Annotated in this window: 15 protein-coding genes; 8 read left to right on the top strand and 7 right to left on the bottom strand. The window is 55.4% G+C overall.

Features of this window, described 5'->3' with window-relative positions:
- The first annotated feature begins 12 nt into the window (after positions 1-12).
- The 4 genes from mmsB to JQR90_RS09710 all read left to right on the top strand — a co-directional run bounded on the left by mmsB (position 13) and on the right by JQR90_RS09710 (position 3,235).
- Positions 13-897 (top strand): 3-hydroxyisobutyrate dehydrogenase, encoded by an 885-nt coding sequence (mmsB, locus tag JQR90_RS09695; protein ID WP_434140762.1) that lies wholly within the window; start codon positions 13-15, stop codon positions 895-897.
- Between the two features lie 107 nt (positions 898-1,004).
- Complete coding sequence (locus JQR90_RS09700; RefSeq protein ID WP_434136198.1) at positions 1,005-1,535, top strand: hypothetical protein; 531 nt, start codon at positions 1,005-1,007, stop codon at positions 1,533-1,535.
- 78 nt (positions 1,536-1,613) lie between these two features.
- The gene (locus JQR90_RS09705; RefSeq protein ID WP_010798261.1) at positions 1,614-1,889 is read left to right on the top strand and encodes a peptidylprolyl isomerase; all 276 of its coding nucleotides are present in this window, start codon (positions 1,614-1,616) and stop codon (positions 1,887-1,889) included.
- Positions 1,890-2,011: 122 nt separating this feature from the next.
- Complete coding sequence (locus JQR90_RS09710) at positions 2,012-3,235, top strand: DUF445 domain-containing protein (RefSeq protein WP_434140781.1); 1,224 nt, start codon at positions 2,012-2,014, stop codon at positions 3,233-3,235.
- Positions 3,236-3,276: 41 nt separating this feature from the next.
- On the opposite strand, the gene bglX is transcribed toward JQR90_RS09710, so the two are convergent.
- Positions 3,277-5,574, bottom strand: a complete 2,298-nt coding sequence (gene bglX, locus JQR90_RS09715; RefSeq protein ID WP_434140763.1) for a beta-glucosidase BglX — start codon at positions 5,572-5,574, stop codon at positions 3,277-3,279.
- 284 nt (positions 5,575-5,858) lie between these two features.
- Between bglX and JQR90_RS09720 the strand changes: the two genes are divergently transcribed.
- From JQR90_RS09720 to JQR90_RS09730, 3 genes are all read left to right on the top strand, one after another.
- Entirely contained in the window at positions 5,859-6,605 is a 747-nt protein-coding gene (locus JQR90_RS09720; RefSeq protein WP_434140764.1) for an NYN domain-containing protein, read from the top strand.
- A 127-nt stretch (positions 6,606-6,732) separates the two neighbouring features.
- Positions 6,733-8,277, top strand: coding sequence for a sensor domain-containing diguanylate cyclase (locus JQR90_RS09725; protein ID WP_434140765.1), 1,545 nt, complete (start codon positions 6,733-6,735; stop codon positions 8,275-8,277).
- Positions 8,278-8,503: 226 nt separating this feature from the next.
- Positions 8,504-8,737, top strand: a complete 234-nt coding sequence (locus JQR90_RS09730; RefSeq protein WP_037030230.1) for a hypothetical protein — start codon at positions 8,504-8,506, stop codon at positions 8,735-8,737.
- Between the two features lie 2 nt (positions 8,738-8,739).
- Here the strand turns inward: JQR90_RS09730 and JQR90_RS09735 are convergent, their stop codons facing one another.
- From JQR90_RS09735 to JQR90_RS09755, 5 genes are all read right to left on the bottom strand, one after another.
- Positions 8,740-9,084 (bottom strand): hypothetical protein, encoded by a 345-nt coding sequence (locus tag JQR90_RS09735; protein ID WP_434140766.1) that lies wholly within the window; start codon positions 9,082-9,084, stop codon positions 8,740-8,742.
- A 357-nt stretch (positions 9,085-9,441) separates the two neighbouring features.
- Positions 9,442-11,118 carry a Na+/H+ antiporter gene (locus JQR90_RS09740; protein WP_434140767.1) on the bottom strand — a complete coding sequence of 559 codons (1,677 nt, stop codon included), beginning with the start codon at positions 11,116-11,118 and terminating at the stop codon, positions 9,442-9,444.
- 278 nt (positions 11,119-11,396) lie between these two features.
- Positions 11,397-14,027, bottom strand: a complete 2,631-nt coding sequence (locus JQR90_RS09745) for a molybdopterin-containing oxidoreductase family protein (protein ID WP_434139968.1) — start codon at positions 14,025-14,027, stop codon at positions 11,397-11,399.
- Between the two features lie 37 nt (positions 14,028-14,064).
- On the bottom strand, positions 14,065-14,730 hold the full coding sequence (locus JQR90_RS09750; protein WP_083397921.1) for a 4Fe-4S dicluster domain-containing protein: 666 nt from the start codon (positions 14,728-14,730) through the stop codon (positions 14,065-14,067).
- A gap of 198 nt (positions 14,731-14,928) precedes the next feature.
- Complete coding sequence (locus tag JQR90_RS09755) at positions 14,929-15,672, bottom strand: SDR family oxidoreductase (protein WP_010798271.1); 744 nt, start codon at positions 15,670-15,672, stop codon at positions 14,929-14,931.
- 221 nt (positions 15,673-15,893) lie between these two features.
- On the opposite strand from JQR90_RS09755, the gene JQR90_RS09760 reads away from it, so the two are divergent.
- Complete coding sequence (locus JQR90_RS09760; RefSeq protein WP_434139969.1) at positions 15,894-17,018, top strand: metallophosphoesterase; 1,125 nt, start codon at positions 15,894-15,896, stop codon at positions 17,016-17,018.
- On the opposite strand, the gene JQR90_RS09765 is transcribed toward JQR90_RS09760, so the two are convergent.
- The gene (locus tag JQR90_RS09765; protein WP_010798273.1) at positions 17,019-17,294 is read right to left on the bottom strand and encodes a hypothetical protein; all 276 of its coding nucleotides are present in this window, start codon (positions 17,292-17,294) and stop codon (positions 17,019-17,021) included.
- Positions 17,295-17,347 lie beyond the last annotated feature (53 nt).

Below are 17,347 nucleotides of genomic sequence, written 5' to 3' on the forward strand. Positions count from 1 at the left end.
AGGAGAATAACCATGCGTATTGCCTTTATTGGTTTGGGAAACATGGGGGCTCCGATGGCGCATAACCTGCTGAAAGCCGGACATGCGCTCACGGTCTTCGATGTCAACGCACAGGCGGTTGGCGCCCTGGCGGAAGCGGGCGCCAAGGCGGCAAACTCCGCCCGGGACGCCGTACTGGAATGTGAGCTGGTCATTACCATGCTGCCTGCCGCGGCCCATGTGCGCAGTGTCTACCTGGGTGAAGAGGGGCTTCTGGCAGCGCTGCCTGACGGAGCCGTAGCAATTGACAGCAGCACCATCGATCCTCAGACGGCCCGGGAGGTTGCCCAGGTGGCGGCGGGGCGAGGAGTCGCCATGGCCGATGCGCCGGTTTCAGGGGGGACCGGCGGTGCGCAGGCAGGCACCTTGACTTTTATGGTCGGCGCGACGCCTGAGCTGTTCAATCTCATACAGCCGGTACTCTCTGATATGGGTAGGAATATCGTGCATTGTGGTGAGGTCGGAACCGGACAGGTCGCCAAAGTCTGTAACAACCTGCTGCTGGGCATCAGCATGATCGGTGTTGCAGAAGCCATGGCGCTGGGCGATGCGCTCGGCATCGACACCAAGGTTCTGGCCGGCATCATCAATACCTCTACCGGACGCTGCTGGAGTTCGGATACCTATAACCCCTGGCCGGGTATCATCGAGACGGCGCCGTCTTCACGAGGCTACACCGGTGGGTTTGGGGCTGACCTCATGCTCAAGGATTTGGGGCTTGCCACTGAAGCGGCGAAGCAGGTGCGCCAACCGGTTCTGTTGGGTGCGCTGGCACAACAGCTCTACCAGAGCATGAGCCAGCGAGGTGAGGGCGGCAAGGACTTTTCCGGCATCATTGGGCTGTACCGCAAGCCTTAGCGCTGATTAGTCGGCCCAGCGGTAATACCACGCCGCTGGGCCAGCGAGTCGGCATCCGGCACCGCCTCCCTGTACACTAGGCATTCGATTATTTCCGGATGCCTCACATGAAAGACCAACTCCTTGAACTGATCACCCTAATCAGCTCCGGCTGTATGAGCGATGAGGAGATCGCGCGGATCGCTGACGAAGCTGCACAAGCTTATGCCGATCCCGAAGCGTTCCTGGCAGCCAATCCGGATATCAATTACGACGAGACCTTCCCGATTTCGCTGGGCGAGTGGGTAGTAGTCGGCAGTTTGCCGGAAACGGTACTGTTCCAGGCCGATGGTTACGATGAGCTACTCCAGCACATCATGGATTCCTTCGGCAAGGATGTGCCGTTCAACATCAAACCCAAGCAGCTGGTGAAGGTTGAACCACTCAAGGCGCTCAATCGGATCCAGGTTCAGCTGAGCAGCATGTACAAGGAAAAGGGTGGCTACACCCTGATGGATTTCAGTGAGCCACTTGATGATGAGCTGCAAGCCGTTCTGGTGTACACCCATGACGTGCAGCGCGTACTGGATCTCTGCGCCGAGCTCGACATCTACGCGGCGCCCTCCTATGAAGCGCTAAAGAACGCGTTGGAAGACTGAGGCGTTCAGTCATCAACCTGCCATCTCTCCACTGAATAAACAGCGGGTCGGCCATTATCGACCCTGAGGTTCCCTTTTATGAAAGCCATGGCCAAACATATTCTGGTCAAGACATCCGACGAGGCTGACGCCCTCAAGAAGCGCCTTGAAAAAGGCGAGGCCTTTGACGTACTGGCGAAGAAATTTTCGATTTGCCCTTCAGGAAAGCGGGGCGGCGACCTTGGCGAGGTCAAGCCGGGCCAGATGGTCAGGGTGATCGATCAGGTAATTTTCAAGAAGTCGGTCGGTGATATTCATGGTCCGGTCAAAAGCAAGTTTGGCTATCACCTGGTCAAAGTGTATTACCGGGACTGAGCGCAGCCTGCTCAGTCACCCAGACAGGAACAACGACCCGAGCGAGGACCGTTTTGGCCAACGAACCTGTAACACCTGATGCACCTGCAAAATCCGATCGCTGGCAGTCCCCAGTCTTTCGCATGAAGGTTCTGGCGGGCTGCCTGTTGCTGGCAGCCGCTGTCCTTTATGCGGTCGCTACCGCACTGCATGACATCCATCCTGGCTGGGGGTATGTCGCCGCCTTTGCCGAGGCGGCGATGGTTGGCGCGATCGCCGACTGGTTTGCGGTTACCGCGCTGTTCAGGCATCCCCTGGGGCTGCCCATTCCTCACACGGCTATCATTCCACGTAACAAGGCGGGCATAGGGCGCAAGCTTTCGGATTTCATCTGTCTTAATTTCCTGTCCACCCCTCAGCTGATGGCAAAGGTCAGAGAATTCAACGCAGCCGACCAACTGGCCGGCTGGCTGCAAGAGCCTCACCATGCCGAAGCCCTAGGTAATCATCTGATAGGGGTGGCCCGATTCGGCGTAGGTGCCTTGCGGGATGAGCGTGTTCAGCGCTTTATCCAGCGCACGGCGACGGCTCGGTTGCAGCAGGTTGACCTAGCACTGTTGAGCGGGCAGCTGTTGGATGTCATGACGGCAGACCGGCGCCATCAGGCCATGCTCGATGATGTGCTGCGTGAGATCGACCGCATGATGAGGGACGAAGTTACTCAGGCGATGATTGCCCGTGCCATCTCTTCAGAGCTCAGCGCGTTGCGCTATGTTCGGCTTGATGAGTATGCGGGGCGCTGGTCGGCCGAGAAGGTCGTCAAGCGGATCTCGATGCTCATTACCGAGATCAGCGAAGACAAGGATCATGAGATGAGGGCTCGCTTCGACCATTATGTCGCCGACTTCATCGAGAAGCTCAAGAACGATCCCGAATTTCGAGTGAAAGGCGAGCAGGTCCGTATGCAGCTGATCGAGCACCCCGCCATTGCCGGGTATCTGCAAGGGCTCTGGGATGATCTGATTGACTGGCTGCAGGATGATCTGGGCAAGGACGACTCCTCAATACGTCGACGCCTGATTCGTCTGACCCAAGGGCTGGGGGCTGCGCTGGCAGCGGATGCGCCTATGCGGCAATGGATCAATGACCAGATCGAGGAGGTAGCGCCTCCTGTCATTGAGCGTTATCGCGGTCAGGTGGGAGACTACATCGCCGAGCGAGTCGAAGCCTGGAACACTGACGAATTGGTCGAACAGCTTGAGAAGAACGTAGGCAGAGACCTGCAGTTCATCCGCATCAATGGCACGCTCGTAGGCGGACTGGTTGGACTGATCATCCATACGGTCACCCAACTGCTGGTAGGGTAGCAGGGTGAAGAAGTGCCGGATGGCCCGGCACTTCCAGCGGGTTAAAGCAGGCGGAACTGCTGCTCCTTTACCTCTTCCGAATCCAGTCCGATATAGACCTTGAATGTACCGGGCTCCGCGGCGTACTTCAGGTCTGCGTTGTAGAATTTTAGGTCTTCTTCACTGATGTCGAAGTCGATAACCTTTTCTTCGCCAGGTTGCAGCATGACCTTGCGGAAATTCTTCAGCTCCTTAATCGGACGACTGATTGAAGCAGTAACGTCTCGCAAGTACAGCTGTACAACCGTCTCGCCCGCGCGCTGTCCCGTATTTTTCAGCGTCACACTGGCTTTCAGTCTGCCATTTCGGTGCAGCGTGCCGCTGGAGAGCGTTATATCGGAAAGGTCGAAAGTGGTGTAGCTCAAGCCGTAGCCGAAGGGATACAGCGGTCCGTTAGCCTCATCGAAATAGCGAGACGTGTATTTGCCCGGGTCCTTGGGATTGAACGGTCTGCCAGTATTGAGGTGATTGTAATAGATGGGTATCTGGCCAACCGAGCGTGGAAAGGTCATGGGCAGCTTGCCGGAGGGGTTGTAATCGCCAAACAAGACATCGGCGATAGCGTTACCGCCCTCGGTTCCGCTAAACCAGGTTTCCAATAGCGCGTCGGCCTGTTGGCTTTCCCAACTCAGATCCAGTGGTCGGCCATTCATGAGCACCAGCACCAGAGGCTTACCAGTGTCTTTCAAGGCTCTGATCAAGCGGCGCTGATTGTTCGGAATATCGATATGGGCGCGGCTGGATGCTTCATGGGCCATGCCTTGCGACTCACCTACCGCGGCGATGATGACATCCGCCTTCGAGGCTACCTCGACCGCCTCCTCAATCATATCTTCGGTAGAGCGGTGGTCTACCTCGACAGCAGGATCGTAGGAATTTAGATAGGCCAGAATGCTGGCGTCATCAGTAATGTTGGCGCCTTTGGCATAGACCAGTGTGGCCTTGTCGCCGACTGCGTTAGCCAGGCCCTGATAAAGGGAGACGGCTTGCTGGGTCATCCCGGCGGCTGACCAGTTTCCCATTACGTCGCGCTGGCTCTTGGCCAGGGGGCCGATAACCGCAATGGTGCCGTTCTTTTCAAGCGGAAGCAGGTTGCCTTTATTCTTGAGCAGGACCTGACTTTTGCGGCCTACCTCCCGCGCGGCTTCGCGGTGTAAGCGGCTCTCGGCGTTGGTATCAAAAGGCGGATCGTTTGGTTTGCCCAGGAAGGCATAAGGGTCCTTGAACAGGCCCAGGTCATATTTGGCACTAAGTACATAACGGCAGGCATCGTCGATTTCCTGTTGGCTGACCTCACCGCTCTTGAGCAGGGCGGGAAGCTGAGTGCCATATAAATCGTCGTGCATGTTCAAGTCCACGCCTGCCTTGATAGCGAGTTTTGCGGCTTCGCGCCCATCTTCGGCGACGCCGTGACGGATCAACTCGTTGATGGCGCCATGATCGCTGATGATGAGACCCTTGAAGCCCCACTGGTCTCTCAGCAGATCCTTGAGCAGCCATCGATTGGCTGTGGAAGGAATGCCGTTAATGGCATTGAGGGAAACCATGACGCTGCCCGAGCCTGCCTCCACCGCCGCCTTGTAGGGAGCAAGATAGTCCTGGAACATGCGCTGGGGGCTCATGTCGACCGTGTTGTAATCACGACCGCCTTCAGTCGCGCCGTACAAGGCGAAGTGCTTGAAGCTGGCCATAATCGAATGCGCAGACGCCAAGTCGTCACCCTGATACGCCTTGATCAGTGTGCCGGCAATCCTTGAGGTCAGGTAGCTGTCTTCACCAAACGTCTCGGAAACCCGTCCCCAGCGAGGGTCACGAGTGACGTCAACTGTCGGCGAGAAGGTGAGATTCAGACCGTCTGCACTGGCTTCCTCTGCTGAAATGCGCCCGCTCAAGGCAATCGCATCCAGATCCCAGCTGGACGCCATCCCCAGGTTGATAGGAAAAATGGTGCGGTGGCCATGCACCACATCATAAGCATATAACAGTGGGATCTTGAGGCGGCTGTGCTCTACCGCCTGGACCTGCATCTGACGAATGTCGGGCCGAGTGACCGTATTGAACATCGCGCCTACCTTGCCGGCCCGAATGTCCGCCATGATGGCGTCCTTGGTGTAGTCAGGACCAACGCTTACCAGGTTGAGCTGGCCTATCTTTTCTTCAAGCGTCATTTGTTTCATGAGCTTGTCGATAAAAACACTCTTGTCATGTTCCCTGACTGAAGGGGCAGCGCGGTCTGTTTCAGCCAGCGCAGCAGCACAAAAGCATGCCGCCAAGGTTCCTAGCACATACAGCTTCTTCAAGTGACACCTCAAAGGGTTTTATTCTTCTTTCTCTTCTTGCAGCGAAACGGCAAGAGTGAGCAGTTTCGCATAACAGCAAAATGCGGGCATGTGATTTCTGAAGCGTCGAGTTCAGCCGGTTGACCGACTGTCTTTTTGGTTCGACAGGCTACTGTTTTCAGGTCCGTGATGTCATTCTGATAACCTGTGACTTCGGCGGATGGACGCGGCAGGGTATATTAACGATCTATACTGATAGCGTTCATCGGACGTTGTCATGGTTTGCAGTTCAGTAAGGGTTACCCGTGCGCACAGGCATCTACGTCGATTCAGACAATATCAGCTCAAGTGGCGGCAGCTACATGCGCTACGAAACGCTCAGGCGTTTCTATGAGGCATCCAGCGTAGTCACTATCGCCAAGGCTTATCATGCCTTCGACGAAGTGCTGGCCGAAGAAAAGCCCGAGTATGCGAACTGGCATGCTGCCCACGTAGCCCGTATCCAGGGCGCCGGGTTTCGGTTGCTGATCAAGCCGGTCAAGCGCTACAGCAACGATACGGGCACGTCCCGCAAGGGTAATGTCGATGTGGAACTCACCGTTGATGTCCTGACCCAAGCTGACAAGCTGGATCGGGTCGTGCTGGTGACAGGCGACGGTGATTTTGTCGCGCTGGCACAGGCGCTTCAGGCGAAGGGCGTACGTGTGGAAGTCGTAGCGTTCAAAAATATCTCAAGCGATCTTGTCCAGATCGCTGATGTGTTCCTGAATGCCTATCTGATCCCCGATATTCTGGCTGGCGATGCTCAGCCCCGGGACCGAGTTATTCAGATCATGAATGTCGACCTGAATGGGCAGCGAGCCTTCTATTCCTGCCTGGAGCAGGCGCCCACCTCGCTCTCGCCGGACGATCCGGCCTGGTTGCGTGGCGAACTCAGGTTGACCAAGTCGATGATTGACTCCCGTAATTTCCGTCCTGGCAAGATTCTCGCCTGGCGTGGACGTAACGCGGATGAGCAGGCGTTTGAGGTGCTGGCAACGCAGCGACTGTAAATTAATGCTGTCGCCATGTGACTTAGGGTGCAGGACGGCACTCTATGAATTAAGGTGATTTGCAGCATTAACCCTTACAGTATGCAATCTTTGTTTCAGGCTTTTGGTCTTCCAGGTTTGCCTAGATATGCTTGATTTCGAAAATGGGTACGACTCGAAGGCCAAGCGGTTACCGCTACAGCTCCTGACGATTCTCTTTTTGGTCACGGTTTGCCTGTCAATGGTGGCATTGACGGCTTGGCAGGTCTGGAATTCGCGAAATGTCCAGATCAGCGAAGGCGAGGTCATGACCTCCAACCTTGCAAAGTCCTTGGCCCAGCATGCTGAAGATACGTTCACCGAGGCTGATGCCGTACTGCTCGGTTTGCAGGAGCGTATGGAAATAGATGGCACCAGCGCCCAGCACATGACTCGGATGAGTATGCTGCTCAGGCGGCATGTGCAGGACCTTCCACAGCTCGAGGGGTTGTTCGTCTATGATGAGAAGGGCAATTGGCTGGCGACATCCTTTCCGACGATACCGGCCAATAGCAACAATGCGGACCGTAACTACTTCAAGCAGCATGTCTCCAATTTCAATCTAACGCCGCACATTGATCATGCCGTGCGCAGCCGCTCTTCCAACAACTGGATCATTCCGATCTCGCGGCGTTTCAACAAGCCTGATGGAAGCTTTGGTGGCATCGTGTTGGCTACGGTCAAGATGAGCTATTTCCAACAGTTCTATGACAGTTTCAAGCTTGATGACGAGGGCGCGATTTTTCTTGCCCTGACCGATGGCTCGATCATCGCCCGACGACCTTTTAAAGATGAATACGTTAACAAAAGCATTCAGCAAGGTCCGATTTTCAGTAATTATCTTCCCGGCGCACCTGTAGGTGTCGCGGTGGTCCGCGCGTCCGTGGATAACGTTGAGCGCATGTATGGTTATCGCCAGTTAGAGCGTTATCCATTGGTGATGGGTGCCGCCTTGTCCAAAAAAGCTGTTCTGGCTAATTGGACTGACGAGACGCGCAGAGCCGTTGCCATGGTGGCGCTGATGCTGTTGGGCATGACAATGTTCGGGCTTTTACTGCTCAGGCAGATTCAACATGGCATACAGGCAGAGGCTGATCTGGTCGGTGCCAAACAGGAACTTGAAAAGCTGGCCATGCACGATGGTCTGACTGGTCTCGCCAATAGACGGTATTTGGATACGTTGCTGCCTGCGGAGCTGGGACGCGCGCTTCGTTATTCTCATCCGGTCGGTCTGATCATGATCGATATCGACTACTTCAAGACGTATAACGATCTCTTTGGTCATCCAGGCGGTGACGATTGCCTGCAACGTGTCGCCAAAGCCATCCAGAAAAGCCTCAACCGCCCCAGCGACGTTGCTGTTCGCTATGGTGGCGAGGAAATTTCGGTACTTCTACCAGGAAGTGATCTGGATGGATCCGTTCTGGTTGCGGAGCGGATTCGTGAAAACGTACGAGAGCTCAAGCTGGCGCATCCTGGTAATCCAACCGGCTATGTAACGGTCAGCTGCGGTGTGCATGCGTATGTACCTAGTCGTGGCGATGAGTGTTCCGGCAAGAAACTTATCATGAACGCGGATCAGGCACTTTACCGTGCCAAACGTGACGGCAGAAATCAGGTTCAGGCGAACCGTGAGCCTTTTCATCAGGCATAATCTGCATGCCATAGATGAGAGTTTGCTATAAGATTACAGCCTAGTTTGTTGTTTAAATTGAACTAATTCTCATCTGTAAGGTCTTTGCGCAACCTAGTTATCTGTAGTTGGGCAGGGACCTATGCAACATTTACGTTACGAAGCCATTTGTGGAAAGATCCGATACGCCCTGGCGCCTCTTCGCTGCGTCTTTAAACAAGGTGAGGCGTACAGAACTTTCAGCTTCATGGTTCACGATAAGGAAAATGGCATCCTGTTCAGTTCCGAGCCGTTGAACAGTGCTTATTTCAGCAACCCCATCGTCCTGCATCATTACCTGAAGGATTTACGTGAGCGCTTGGCTGACCAAGGCGTTGCGCTCGCTGACTGGCAGGATTGCATTACGCTTGAAAAACTGGCGACATGGCGCAAGCGGGTGTTACCCAAGCCAGGCCCCACCATGCGCGCCGCAACGTCCTGAGTTCAGTCGAGTCGTCTGCCGTCTGAGAAGGGACGTATGTCCAGTCCTGGTTGCAAAGGCGGCTCTACATGATCAGGGATCGGCTTTGGGCGTTGATAGTTTCTGGATTCGGCTATCAGCGCCTTGGCAGATTCGACCAGCGCTTCAAGTTCTGTGTCGATCTGAATCAACCGGTCTATCAGGTAACGAGCCTTGCCTGCGTATTCAGGGTGAATACTGCCATCTAGCACTAGGGCCAGACGACAAACCTCAGAGGCATGTGCCTGAAAACGTGCTGAATCAATAGCTGTTACAGCACTGTCGATACGAAACTCGCTGGCATCCTTGCTGGCATGAGTGAAACTCAAGATGATCTTCCATTCCACAATAAACAGTGAATTATTAGATCACAGGGCCAGTAGTAATGGCTAATTGCCTTTATATCATTTTGATCTAGGTTCCAAAGCGCTCAGATAACGCCTTGATGTCTGCACGTTTGGCTCACCCTAGAAGATTAAAGGCTGTTCAGCTTTTGTTTTGGTTGGATGGGATATCTTGAAACTGCAATCTCATCACCTCCTATGAGCTTAGTCAGCACCGTTAGAACCGCATTACTGACAACCCCGCCTCGGCGGGGTTTTTATTTGCCTTAAGAAAATCCAATGGTTACCGGCAACCCCGCAGGACCGGTTCAGGCTCCCACGGGATATCAGTGTCACCGATATTTAATGAGATTTCTCAGCGTTGTTGCCCAGAGCTGTCTCAAGCAGGTCTGCCTCACGCACGAGCTTGCGTAAGGTGTTGTCATTGATAATGTGCTTGCTGCGCAACTTGTAATACTCATGGCGCTCAGCTTTCAATGCTTCCAGACGGGTTTCACGCTCCAGCTCCCGGCGACTTTCCAGGACAGGTGTGGAGAGTTCGACATTATTGATTTCCAGTCGCTTGTAGTAGTAGTCCATCAATTGGAGCGTAACGTCATTGAACGCAATGATGATTTCTTCATCACCCTTGTGCTCGGCCAGTTTCTTGGCTTTTTCCTGACGGTAGCTTTCAATTCGACGAATAGCCGCTTCAGCGCCGCGAATGCGGGCTGTTCGCTCCTCTTCATACGCCTTGGTGTCCTTTGGCAAGTGTAGATTCCGAAGCACCAGGGGAAGGCCGATACTGCCGGAAATCAAGGTAAACATAATGACGCCGGTAGCCAGGAAGATAAGTAGCTCTCGTGCTGGAAAGGGAGTGCCATCATTCATTGCAACCGGTAAGGAGAGCGCTGCTGCCAAGGTTACCGTGCCTCGAATACCAGCCAGGCTACCCGCAAGAATAACGCGCATCGATACCCTGGGTCTGGCTTCACGCCTGGACAGCAGGCGAGGCAGGTGGGCTGCGCCTAGAATCCAGACAAAACGCATGGCAAACAATGATAGGGAAATCAGGCCGACCAGACCCAGCAGCTTGAAGAATTCGAGCGTACCGCCATTCTGCTCCGCATAGTGCAGAGCACCCTCGATAATTTCGGGTAGTTGAAAACCTAGGAGCAGGAAGACCAGGGCGTTGAGCACAAACTCAAGCATGTCCCAAACGCTGCGCGTTTGAATGCGTGAGCTGGTCTGGTCCTGACGTTTCAGGTCCTTATAGTTAATGACCATCCCCGCAGCTACGGCGGACAGGATGCCCGACATATTGAAATGCTCAGCCACCAGATAAGCTGCAAAGGGCAGCAGAAGCAGTAGAAGCACGATTTGGATCGTTGAAGCTTCGCCCAGTCGGCGCTCGATCAGGCGCGTTCTGATGAAGTTGAAAACAAAGGCCATGGCCGCGCCGATGACGAGACCACCTATCGAGATCATGAAGAAGCCCACAGTGGCATCCATGATGGAAAACGCGCCGGTAAGCGCTGCCGCAACTGCAAACTTGAACGCCACAAGGCCTGAGGCATCGTTCATCAACGATTCGCCTTCGAGGATATGCATGAGCCGCGGCGGAACGGGGAGACGACCGGAAATGGCGGACACCGCCACGGCATCGGTGGGGGACAGAATGGCAGTGAGCGCAAAGCAGACGGGCAAGGGCAGGTGAGGGAATATCCAATGCACGACATAGCCGACACCAACCACCGTCATAAGCACCAGACCCAGGGCCAGCGCCAGGATAGGACCTCGCAGAATCATGAACTCCCTTTGCGGGAAGCGTCGCGCATCGGCAAAGAGAAGCGGAGCAATAAAGAGCAGCATGAAGATTTCAGGCTCAAGTTCCACATGCAGACCGCCAGCAGGCCAGGCCAGCAAGGCACCAAATGCGATTTGAACCAGCGGTGTCGGAAGTACGGGTAGGAAGCGGGCAGCCACACCGGTTGCAGACGCTACCAGTAGCAGAATCAGAACGAGATAAACGGTATTCATGGTAAGGCGGATCAACCTGCGGGAAAGGGTTGATGGCTAGTCAAACTGTCGAGCGGGACGAGGCGTATGAATGCTAGAGGGAAACGCAGGGAAGCATAACTACGGCAAGGTACAGCTTAAGGTGTTGAAGCCAGAATGGATTGCAGTCGAGACAGCCTTGCCATAGCTTTTGGTTATAAGCAAGGCCGTACCGATTAGACTCTATTAGTTATTTATCGCGATGTCCATGAACGCATTGTCGCCTGCGTTGTGGCATGGCTTAGGCCCTGCCTACCTTTTCACGCTTCTCTACCATCGACTTTGCGAATCGTACAAACCGTATCGAACCAAGCCTGGTTACCAATGAGCGGTTGTGGGTTGATGGGAATAATTCGGTTCACGTTGTAACCGTTACCGCGGCCCTCCTGGCGCTCATCCCACCAGAGCGAGGTGCTTAGGTCATCCTGTTCTGGAGTCCCTCCATAACCCTGCTGGCCAAGTGTCGCTTCGGTATTGCGCTCGCCCTGACGTGCAAGGGCAGCGCGACCCGATACGAGATAGCCAAGGCTATTGGATACCGCAAACACGCGAGGATGTATGCCCTGGGTTACGAAAATACGAACACGCTCGGAGCCTACAGGCTCACCTGTCCCCTTATAGGCCTGGTCACCATGCGGGCCGCTGACCGGGCGGTAGGTGGTCAATTCAACCCAGTCGCCGGTTTTAAGGCCAAGTGACGCGGCAGTGGATGCATTGATCCACATGGGATTGTCATGGACGATTTCCGTCAGGTATTTCTGATTGGCTGTCCGGGCCTGAGTATGCACATTCCATTTGAAGCTGGTCAGGATGAACCGGTCTTCCGGCAGGTTCTGGTGCGCAGGAATAGGGATATAACTGGGCAGACCGTCATCGGTAATGCCGAGTGTCGTAGCGACCTTGACCAGCTCCGGACAGTACAGCTCGAATTTGCGAGAGGGTGTCTGGAAACCTCTGACTGCTGTGCGAATCCCGTCCTCTTTGATCATTAGGCCAATAGCACTTTCCTGGCCGGCCGTATTCGCCGTATAGATGACCTGCGTGGCTTCGTCGACTCTCGTGTTGCGGAGCTGTTCAGGCGTGAGGCGACGGCGATGTACCTCGTAGCTTTTCGGAGCGCTGCGGTCGACGTATACGCCATGCTTTTTCATGTACTCGAAGCCATCAGCTTCTTCGCCAGCCGGTATGTTGGCGCATTGGTGTCGGACAAACGCCTCATGGTCACCAAACTGAAAGTATCTGGCCTGTTCCGGGCCGAGGCGTCGGCCAATATCAAACAGCACATCGGCATAGCTACGTGCCTCGCCCGGCGGCTGCACCATGGGTTGACGCAAGGTAACGAAGTGCTGGAGTTCCAGGCTGTTACGGGTATCAAGCCCCCAGCGCTCCAGATAGGTCGCATCCGGCAGGATCAAATCGGCGTAATGGGCCATCTCTGAATAAACTACGTCGGAGCAGGCATGAAAAGGGATCAGGGATTCATCCTTGAGCACCTCGACCGTTGTCGAGCGGCCCTCAGGCCAGGTCATGGGGGAGCTGATCGTATAGGATAGATACACATCAACCTTGGCGCGGCCTTGGCGGATGTAGTCATACACAATCTGGCCCACCTTCATCTCCTGCCAGCGGTTGGCCAGTGGCCACTCGGGTGGATCTTCCAGATCCGTTCTCAGCTTCGGCTTGGACGGCACAGGTTGCGGCTGCGGATAGCGAGTGGCGCTGAGCTTTTCTTCCAGGCCATAGCAGTAACCACCCGGCTGGCCTACAGCGCCAACCAGGGCATTGAGCATGACCACGGCGCGTTCAGCATTGAGTCCATTGTAATGGGCGCCTGTCCCCCGGTTGGTAAACGCCACAGCAGCGGGGCGCTGGCGAGCAAATTCAAGTGCAAGGCGTTCGATGTCGCTGGCGGCGATCCCTGACTGCTGGGCCGCCCATTCAGGCGTGTAAGGGGCAAGGAAGGCATGGACTTCTTTCAGGCTCAGGTTGACGAAGTGCTCCATGAACCTGCGGTCATATTCACCCTCGCGCATGATGACATGGCCCATGGCGAGTGCAATGGCACCCTCGGTACCTGGAAAAGGCGCGTGCCACTCATCGCTGCGGCCAGCAGTGTTGGATAGGCGAACGTCGAAGGTTACGAGTTTGGCACCATGATCGAAGCGGGCGGTTGCCACACGCTTGGCCAAATGCAGACCGCCTTGGTGGGCCTCATAAAAATTGGAGCCGAAGTTTAGAAAGTATCGGCAGCGCTCGGCATCGATGGACTCCCAGTCGGTGTCGCCCAGGCTGATGTAGTTGGCGCCGCGCTTGCTGGCCGAGCACAAGGCGCGATGGTTGAGCTGCACGGGTGAGCCTATAGCGCCTAAAAAACGCTTAATTTCCGCATCGATGCGAGAGCGTCCGGCATGCAAGGCGACCCGTTCGGGGTGCCCTGCATCGATACTGCGCTGAATGCGCGAGGCAATCTCTGTATAAGCTTCGTCCCAGCTAATCCGTTGCCATAAGCCTTCGCCCCGAGCGCCCGCCCGCTTCAGAGGATAAAGCAGTCGCTCGGGATAGTCATTGATCGTCGGCCCGCTCTGACCCTTGGCACAGGTCATGTAGCTACCCATGTTTGGATCGAGAGGGTTGCCACGAATCTTGACGACCTGGTTATCAATGACAAAGCCTTCGATACCGCATACGGTGGAGCAGTTCAGGCATACGCTTTTGACGCGTTTGGCCTGACTGTAGTCATGCCTGGTCTTGCGGGGCGGTGGATCCATGGCCAGGGCGGCAGCGACACCACCGGCACCAACGGCGGTACATACGCCCAGATAGATGTATTCACCCAGTTTAAGCTGCGCGAGCGCTGCCATTCCGGATTTGATGAACGTGCGACGTTTCATTGATTCATGCTCGAAAAGGGACAGGACGCAAGCGTGTTCAGGTAGGCGTACCGAGCTCCGCCCACGTATCGATCTCGTAGGAATGCGGGTCGTGGTTGCGTCCGTGTGGTAGCTTGGTCTCGATGGCACGAGGCGCAACGCGATCCAGTCCTCGGTAGAGAACTTGCGGCTGAGTGGCCTGTTCAGGCTTGAGGCTGGCCAGCTCGGCTCCGCGCTTCTGGTAGAACTGCGCGACAGGGCTTGCTGCATCGCTGAGATCACCAAAGACCAGTACGCCGGTTGGGCAGGCTTCGACGCAGGCAGGCTGCATGGCCTGTTCCAGGCGGTGGCTACAGAAGTCGCACTTGTCGGCGACCCACTGGACCGGATCAATGTGCAGGGCGCCGTATGGGCAGGCGGTTACGCAGCTGCCCCAGGTATCACACGTATCCACGTTGATTCGAACAATGCCGTCCTTGCCCTTTTCGATGGAATGCGTAGGGCACGCCTTGATACAGGGTGCATCGGCGCACTGCATGCACAAGGCCGGAAGAAAGCTGCGCTGTGTGTGAGGAAACTCGCCTTGGTCGTAGTAATAGACCTTGGTTCTGAAGTGGCCAAGTTCCACTTGGTTTTCGACCTTGCAGGCGACCGAGCAGGCATGACAACCGATACAGCGCTCCAAATCGATTGCCATGCGCCATTGGGGGGAGATGTCCTCCATACCAAACCTTCTAATGTTATTTATAAGTGATTCGTGCACCGGAACGTCTGGTCTGGCCCAGACGAAACGGGCAATCTCAGTCAGGGCGTAAGCGGTAAAGATGGAAATTGTGGCACAGCTAGGCAGGACGTCAAAAAAACTGACGGGATAGCGCAGGGCGAAACAGGGTCTTGCGGGCAAGACCCCAGTGGAGCAGTGTCAGTAGTCCTGAAGCGTAGGACGGAAGAGAATCTCGTTGATGTCTACATCATCCGGCTGGCTCATGGCATAGACGACGGCTCGCGCAAAGGAGTCGGCCGGAATAGCGATTTCATAAAATTTGCGGACGTTTTCGGCGACGTCCTGCTCGGTGATGCTGTCTGGCAGCTCTGTAGCAACTGCGCCTGGAGAAATGATGGTGGTGCGGATGTTGTAGGGCTTCACCTCCTGGCGTAGTCCTTCGGAGATGATGCGTACGGCATGCTTGGTCGCAGAGTAGACTGTACTGCCAGCGCGCACCTTGTGTCCGGCTACTGACGATACGTTGATGATATGACCGGCCTTGCGCTCGGACATGTAGGGCAGTACCGCAGCAATGCCGTAAAGCACACCTTTGACGTTGACGTCGATCATGCGGTCCCAGTCTTCGATCTTGAGCCGCTCAAGCGGGGAGTGCGGCATGAGTCCTGCGTTGTTCAACAGGGTGTCGACGCGGCCATAGGTGGCGATGGCTTTTTCGACCAGTGCCTTGACCTGTGCACTGTCGGTGACGTCAGTCTTCATGGCAAGCGCCTTGCCGCCGTTGCCATTGATTTCATCAGCCAAGGCCTGGATACGCTCCAGGCGGCGCGCGCCCAAAACAACGGTTGCGCCCATCTGACTTAACTGTCGGGCCGTTGCCTCGCCCAGCCCGCTACTGGCACCGGTAATCACAACGATCTTGCCTTCAATGTTGTTGCTCATGGCCTGTCTCCTTGGGGTTTAAGCCTTGGATAAAGAACAACGCGAACGGGCATAGGTTCTATTGAAGTCTCCTACAGACCAGGGAAACAGAAGGCCGGTCGTTTGTTGCAACCATGGAACCGGTTTCTATCAGCGGCTTTCTGCTGGTGTGCTGCCTATAACGCGGTTATGTTTCCGCAACGTTGTGGTCTTACCTGAATGCTCTAGAACAGGATCTTTAAATGTTTCGCTCACGCTGGACGATGCCGGTCATCCTGATTTTGCTTCATGTTTATGTCGGCGTGACGCTGATTCCCCATCTGCCGCTTAACGATGTAGGGCAGTTGCTTGCCGCGCTTTTGCTGGCGCTGTCCTGCTACCTGGTGCCATTAGGGTTTCGCTCGCGCAGTTTGCGCATGCCCTGGCTGGCCTGGGCAGGTCTATTGGCTATGGGAATATTTTCCAGCCTGGCCGTGCTAAGCCTGTTGCGCGGTGTGCTGATCGCTGTGCTCATGTTATTTCCTGGCGCGCTGTCCGAGGCGGTCACAGAGCGCTCTGCCGAGGCAGTCGTAGGTCTGGTGCTGCTTTTCACGGTGCTGGGCGTCTTCAATGCACGACGAATTGCAAACGTCGTTGACGTTGAATTACCCATCGAAGACCTGCCGGAAGCCCTGGAAGGTTTTACGATCGCTCAGATCAGCGATATCCATGTCGGACCGACAATTCACCGGTCTTATATTTCTGCCATCGTTCAACGTGTAAACCGTCTTGAGGCCGATGTCGTCGCGGTAACAGGGGATCTCGTCGACGGCTCTGTAAAGCAGTTGGCCGAGCACATTCAGCCACTGGCCGAACTAAAAGGCCGTTACAGTGTGTACGTGGTGACAGGCAATCATGAGTACTACTCAGGTGCTTTGGAGTGGGTAAGCCACTTGAAACATATGGGGCTCAGGGTGCTGCTCAACGAGCACGTGGTGATTGCTCACAACGGGGCTGAGCTGGTGCTGGCGGGAATTACGGATTATTCCGCCGGAATGTTTGTGCCGCAGCACAAAAGCGATCCGCAGGCAGCGCTCCAGGGTGCGCCGAACAACGTGCCCAAGGTTCTTCTGGCCCACCAGCCACGCTCAGCAAAGCTGGCAGCCGAGGCGGGGTTTGATGTTCAGCTTTCCGGACATACCCATGGAGGGCAGTTCTGGCCGTGGATGCATTTTGTGCGTTTCCAGCAGCCGTGGGTGGCCGGTATCCATCGGCTGGGAAGGCTTTGTGTCTATATCAGCCGGGGCACAGGTTATTGGGGGCCTCCGATTCGCTTTGGCGCGCCCTCAGAAATCACCCGCATCCGACTGGTCTCTGCGCGTCGCTGATTACTTGTCGGACGTGGCGGTTGCTGGCGTAACCGCTGCATCCAGGAACAGAAGTGATCCGCTGAAAGACACCGCCATGAACAGGAACCAGGATACTTTGCGCAGCATCCAGATGATGATGTCGCTGCGGTTATCTGCACTGTTCAGCATCAGATGATGCGTTTTGAAGGGGTCGAAAAAACCTAGCAGGCCGAACAGTGCCAGCGTGCCGCAAAATAGGAAGACTAGCGCGAGTGCGTAATAGCGCGCGTTCTTCGAGGCGAGTAAGTTGTGCATGAAATAACCTTTGAAAAGACGTTGGATAAATAAGGCCCGGTCGGTCTTTTCAG

Source organism: Pseudomonas sp. JZ114 (assembly GCF_051027705.1).
Taxonomy (GTDB): domain Bacteria; phylum Pseudomonadota; class Gammaproteobacteria; order Pseudomonadales; family Pseudomonadaceae; genus Chryseomonas; species Chryseomonas luteola.

Excerpts from the sequence above, each read along its gene's own strand:
- mmsB (WP_434140762.1), top strand. The coding sequence starts at position 13 with ATGCGTATTGCCTTTATTGGTTTGGGAAACATGGGGGCTCCGATGGCG.
- JQR90_RS09700 (WP_434136198.1), top strand. The coding sequence starts at position 1,005 with ATGAAAGACCAACTCCTTGAACTGATCACCCTAATCAGCTCCGGCTGT.
- JQR90_RS09705 (WP_010798261.1), top strand. The coding sequence starts at position 1,614 with ATGAAAGCCATGGCCAAACATATTCTGGTCAAGACATCCGACGAGGCT.
- JQR90_RS09710 (WP_434140781.1), top strand. The coding sequence starts at position 2,012 with ATGAAGGTTCTGGCGGGCTGCCTGTTGCTGGCAGCCGCTGTCCTTTAT.
- JQR90_RS09725 (WP_434140765.1), top strand. The coding sequence starts at position 6,733 with ATGCTTGATTTCGAAAATGGGTACGACTCGAAGGCCAAGCGGTTACCG.
- JQR90_RS09730 (WP_037030230.1), top strand. The coding sequence starts at position 8,504 with ATGGTTCACGATAAGGAAAATGGCATCCTGTTCAGTTCCGAGCCGTTG.
- JQR90_RS09740 (WP_434140767.1), bottom strand. The coding sequence starts at position 11,118 with ATGAATACCGTTTATCTCGTTCTGATTCTGCTACTGGTAGCGTCTGCA.
- JQR90_RS09745 (WP_434139968.1), bottom strand. The coding sequence starts at position 14,027 with ATGAAACGTCGCACGTTCATCAAATCCGGAATGGCAGCGCTCGCGCAG.
- JQR90_RS09750 (WP_083397921.1), bottom strand. The coding sequence starts at position 14,730 with ATGGAGGACATCTCCCCCCAATGGCGCATGGCAATCGATTTGGAGCGC.
- JQR90_RS09755 (WP_010798271.1), bottom strand. The coding sequence starts at position 15,672 with ATGAGCAACAACATTGAAGGCAAGATCGTTGTGATTACCGGTGCCAGT.
- JQR90_RS09760 (WP_434139969.1), top strand. The coding sequence starts at position 15,894 with ATGTTTCGCTCACGCTGGACGATGCCGGTCATCCTGATTTTGCTTCAT.
- JQR90_RS09765 (WP_010798273.1), bottom strand. The coding sequence starts at position 17,294 with ATGCACAACTTACTCGCCTCGAAGAACGCGCGCTATTACGCACTCGCG.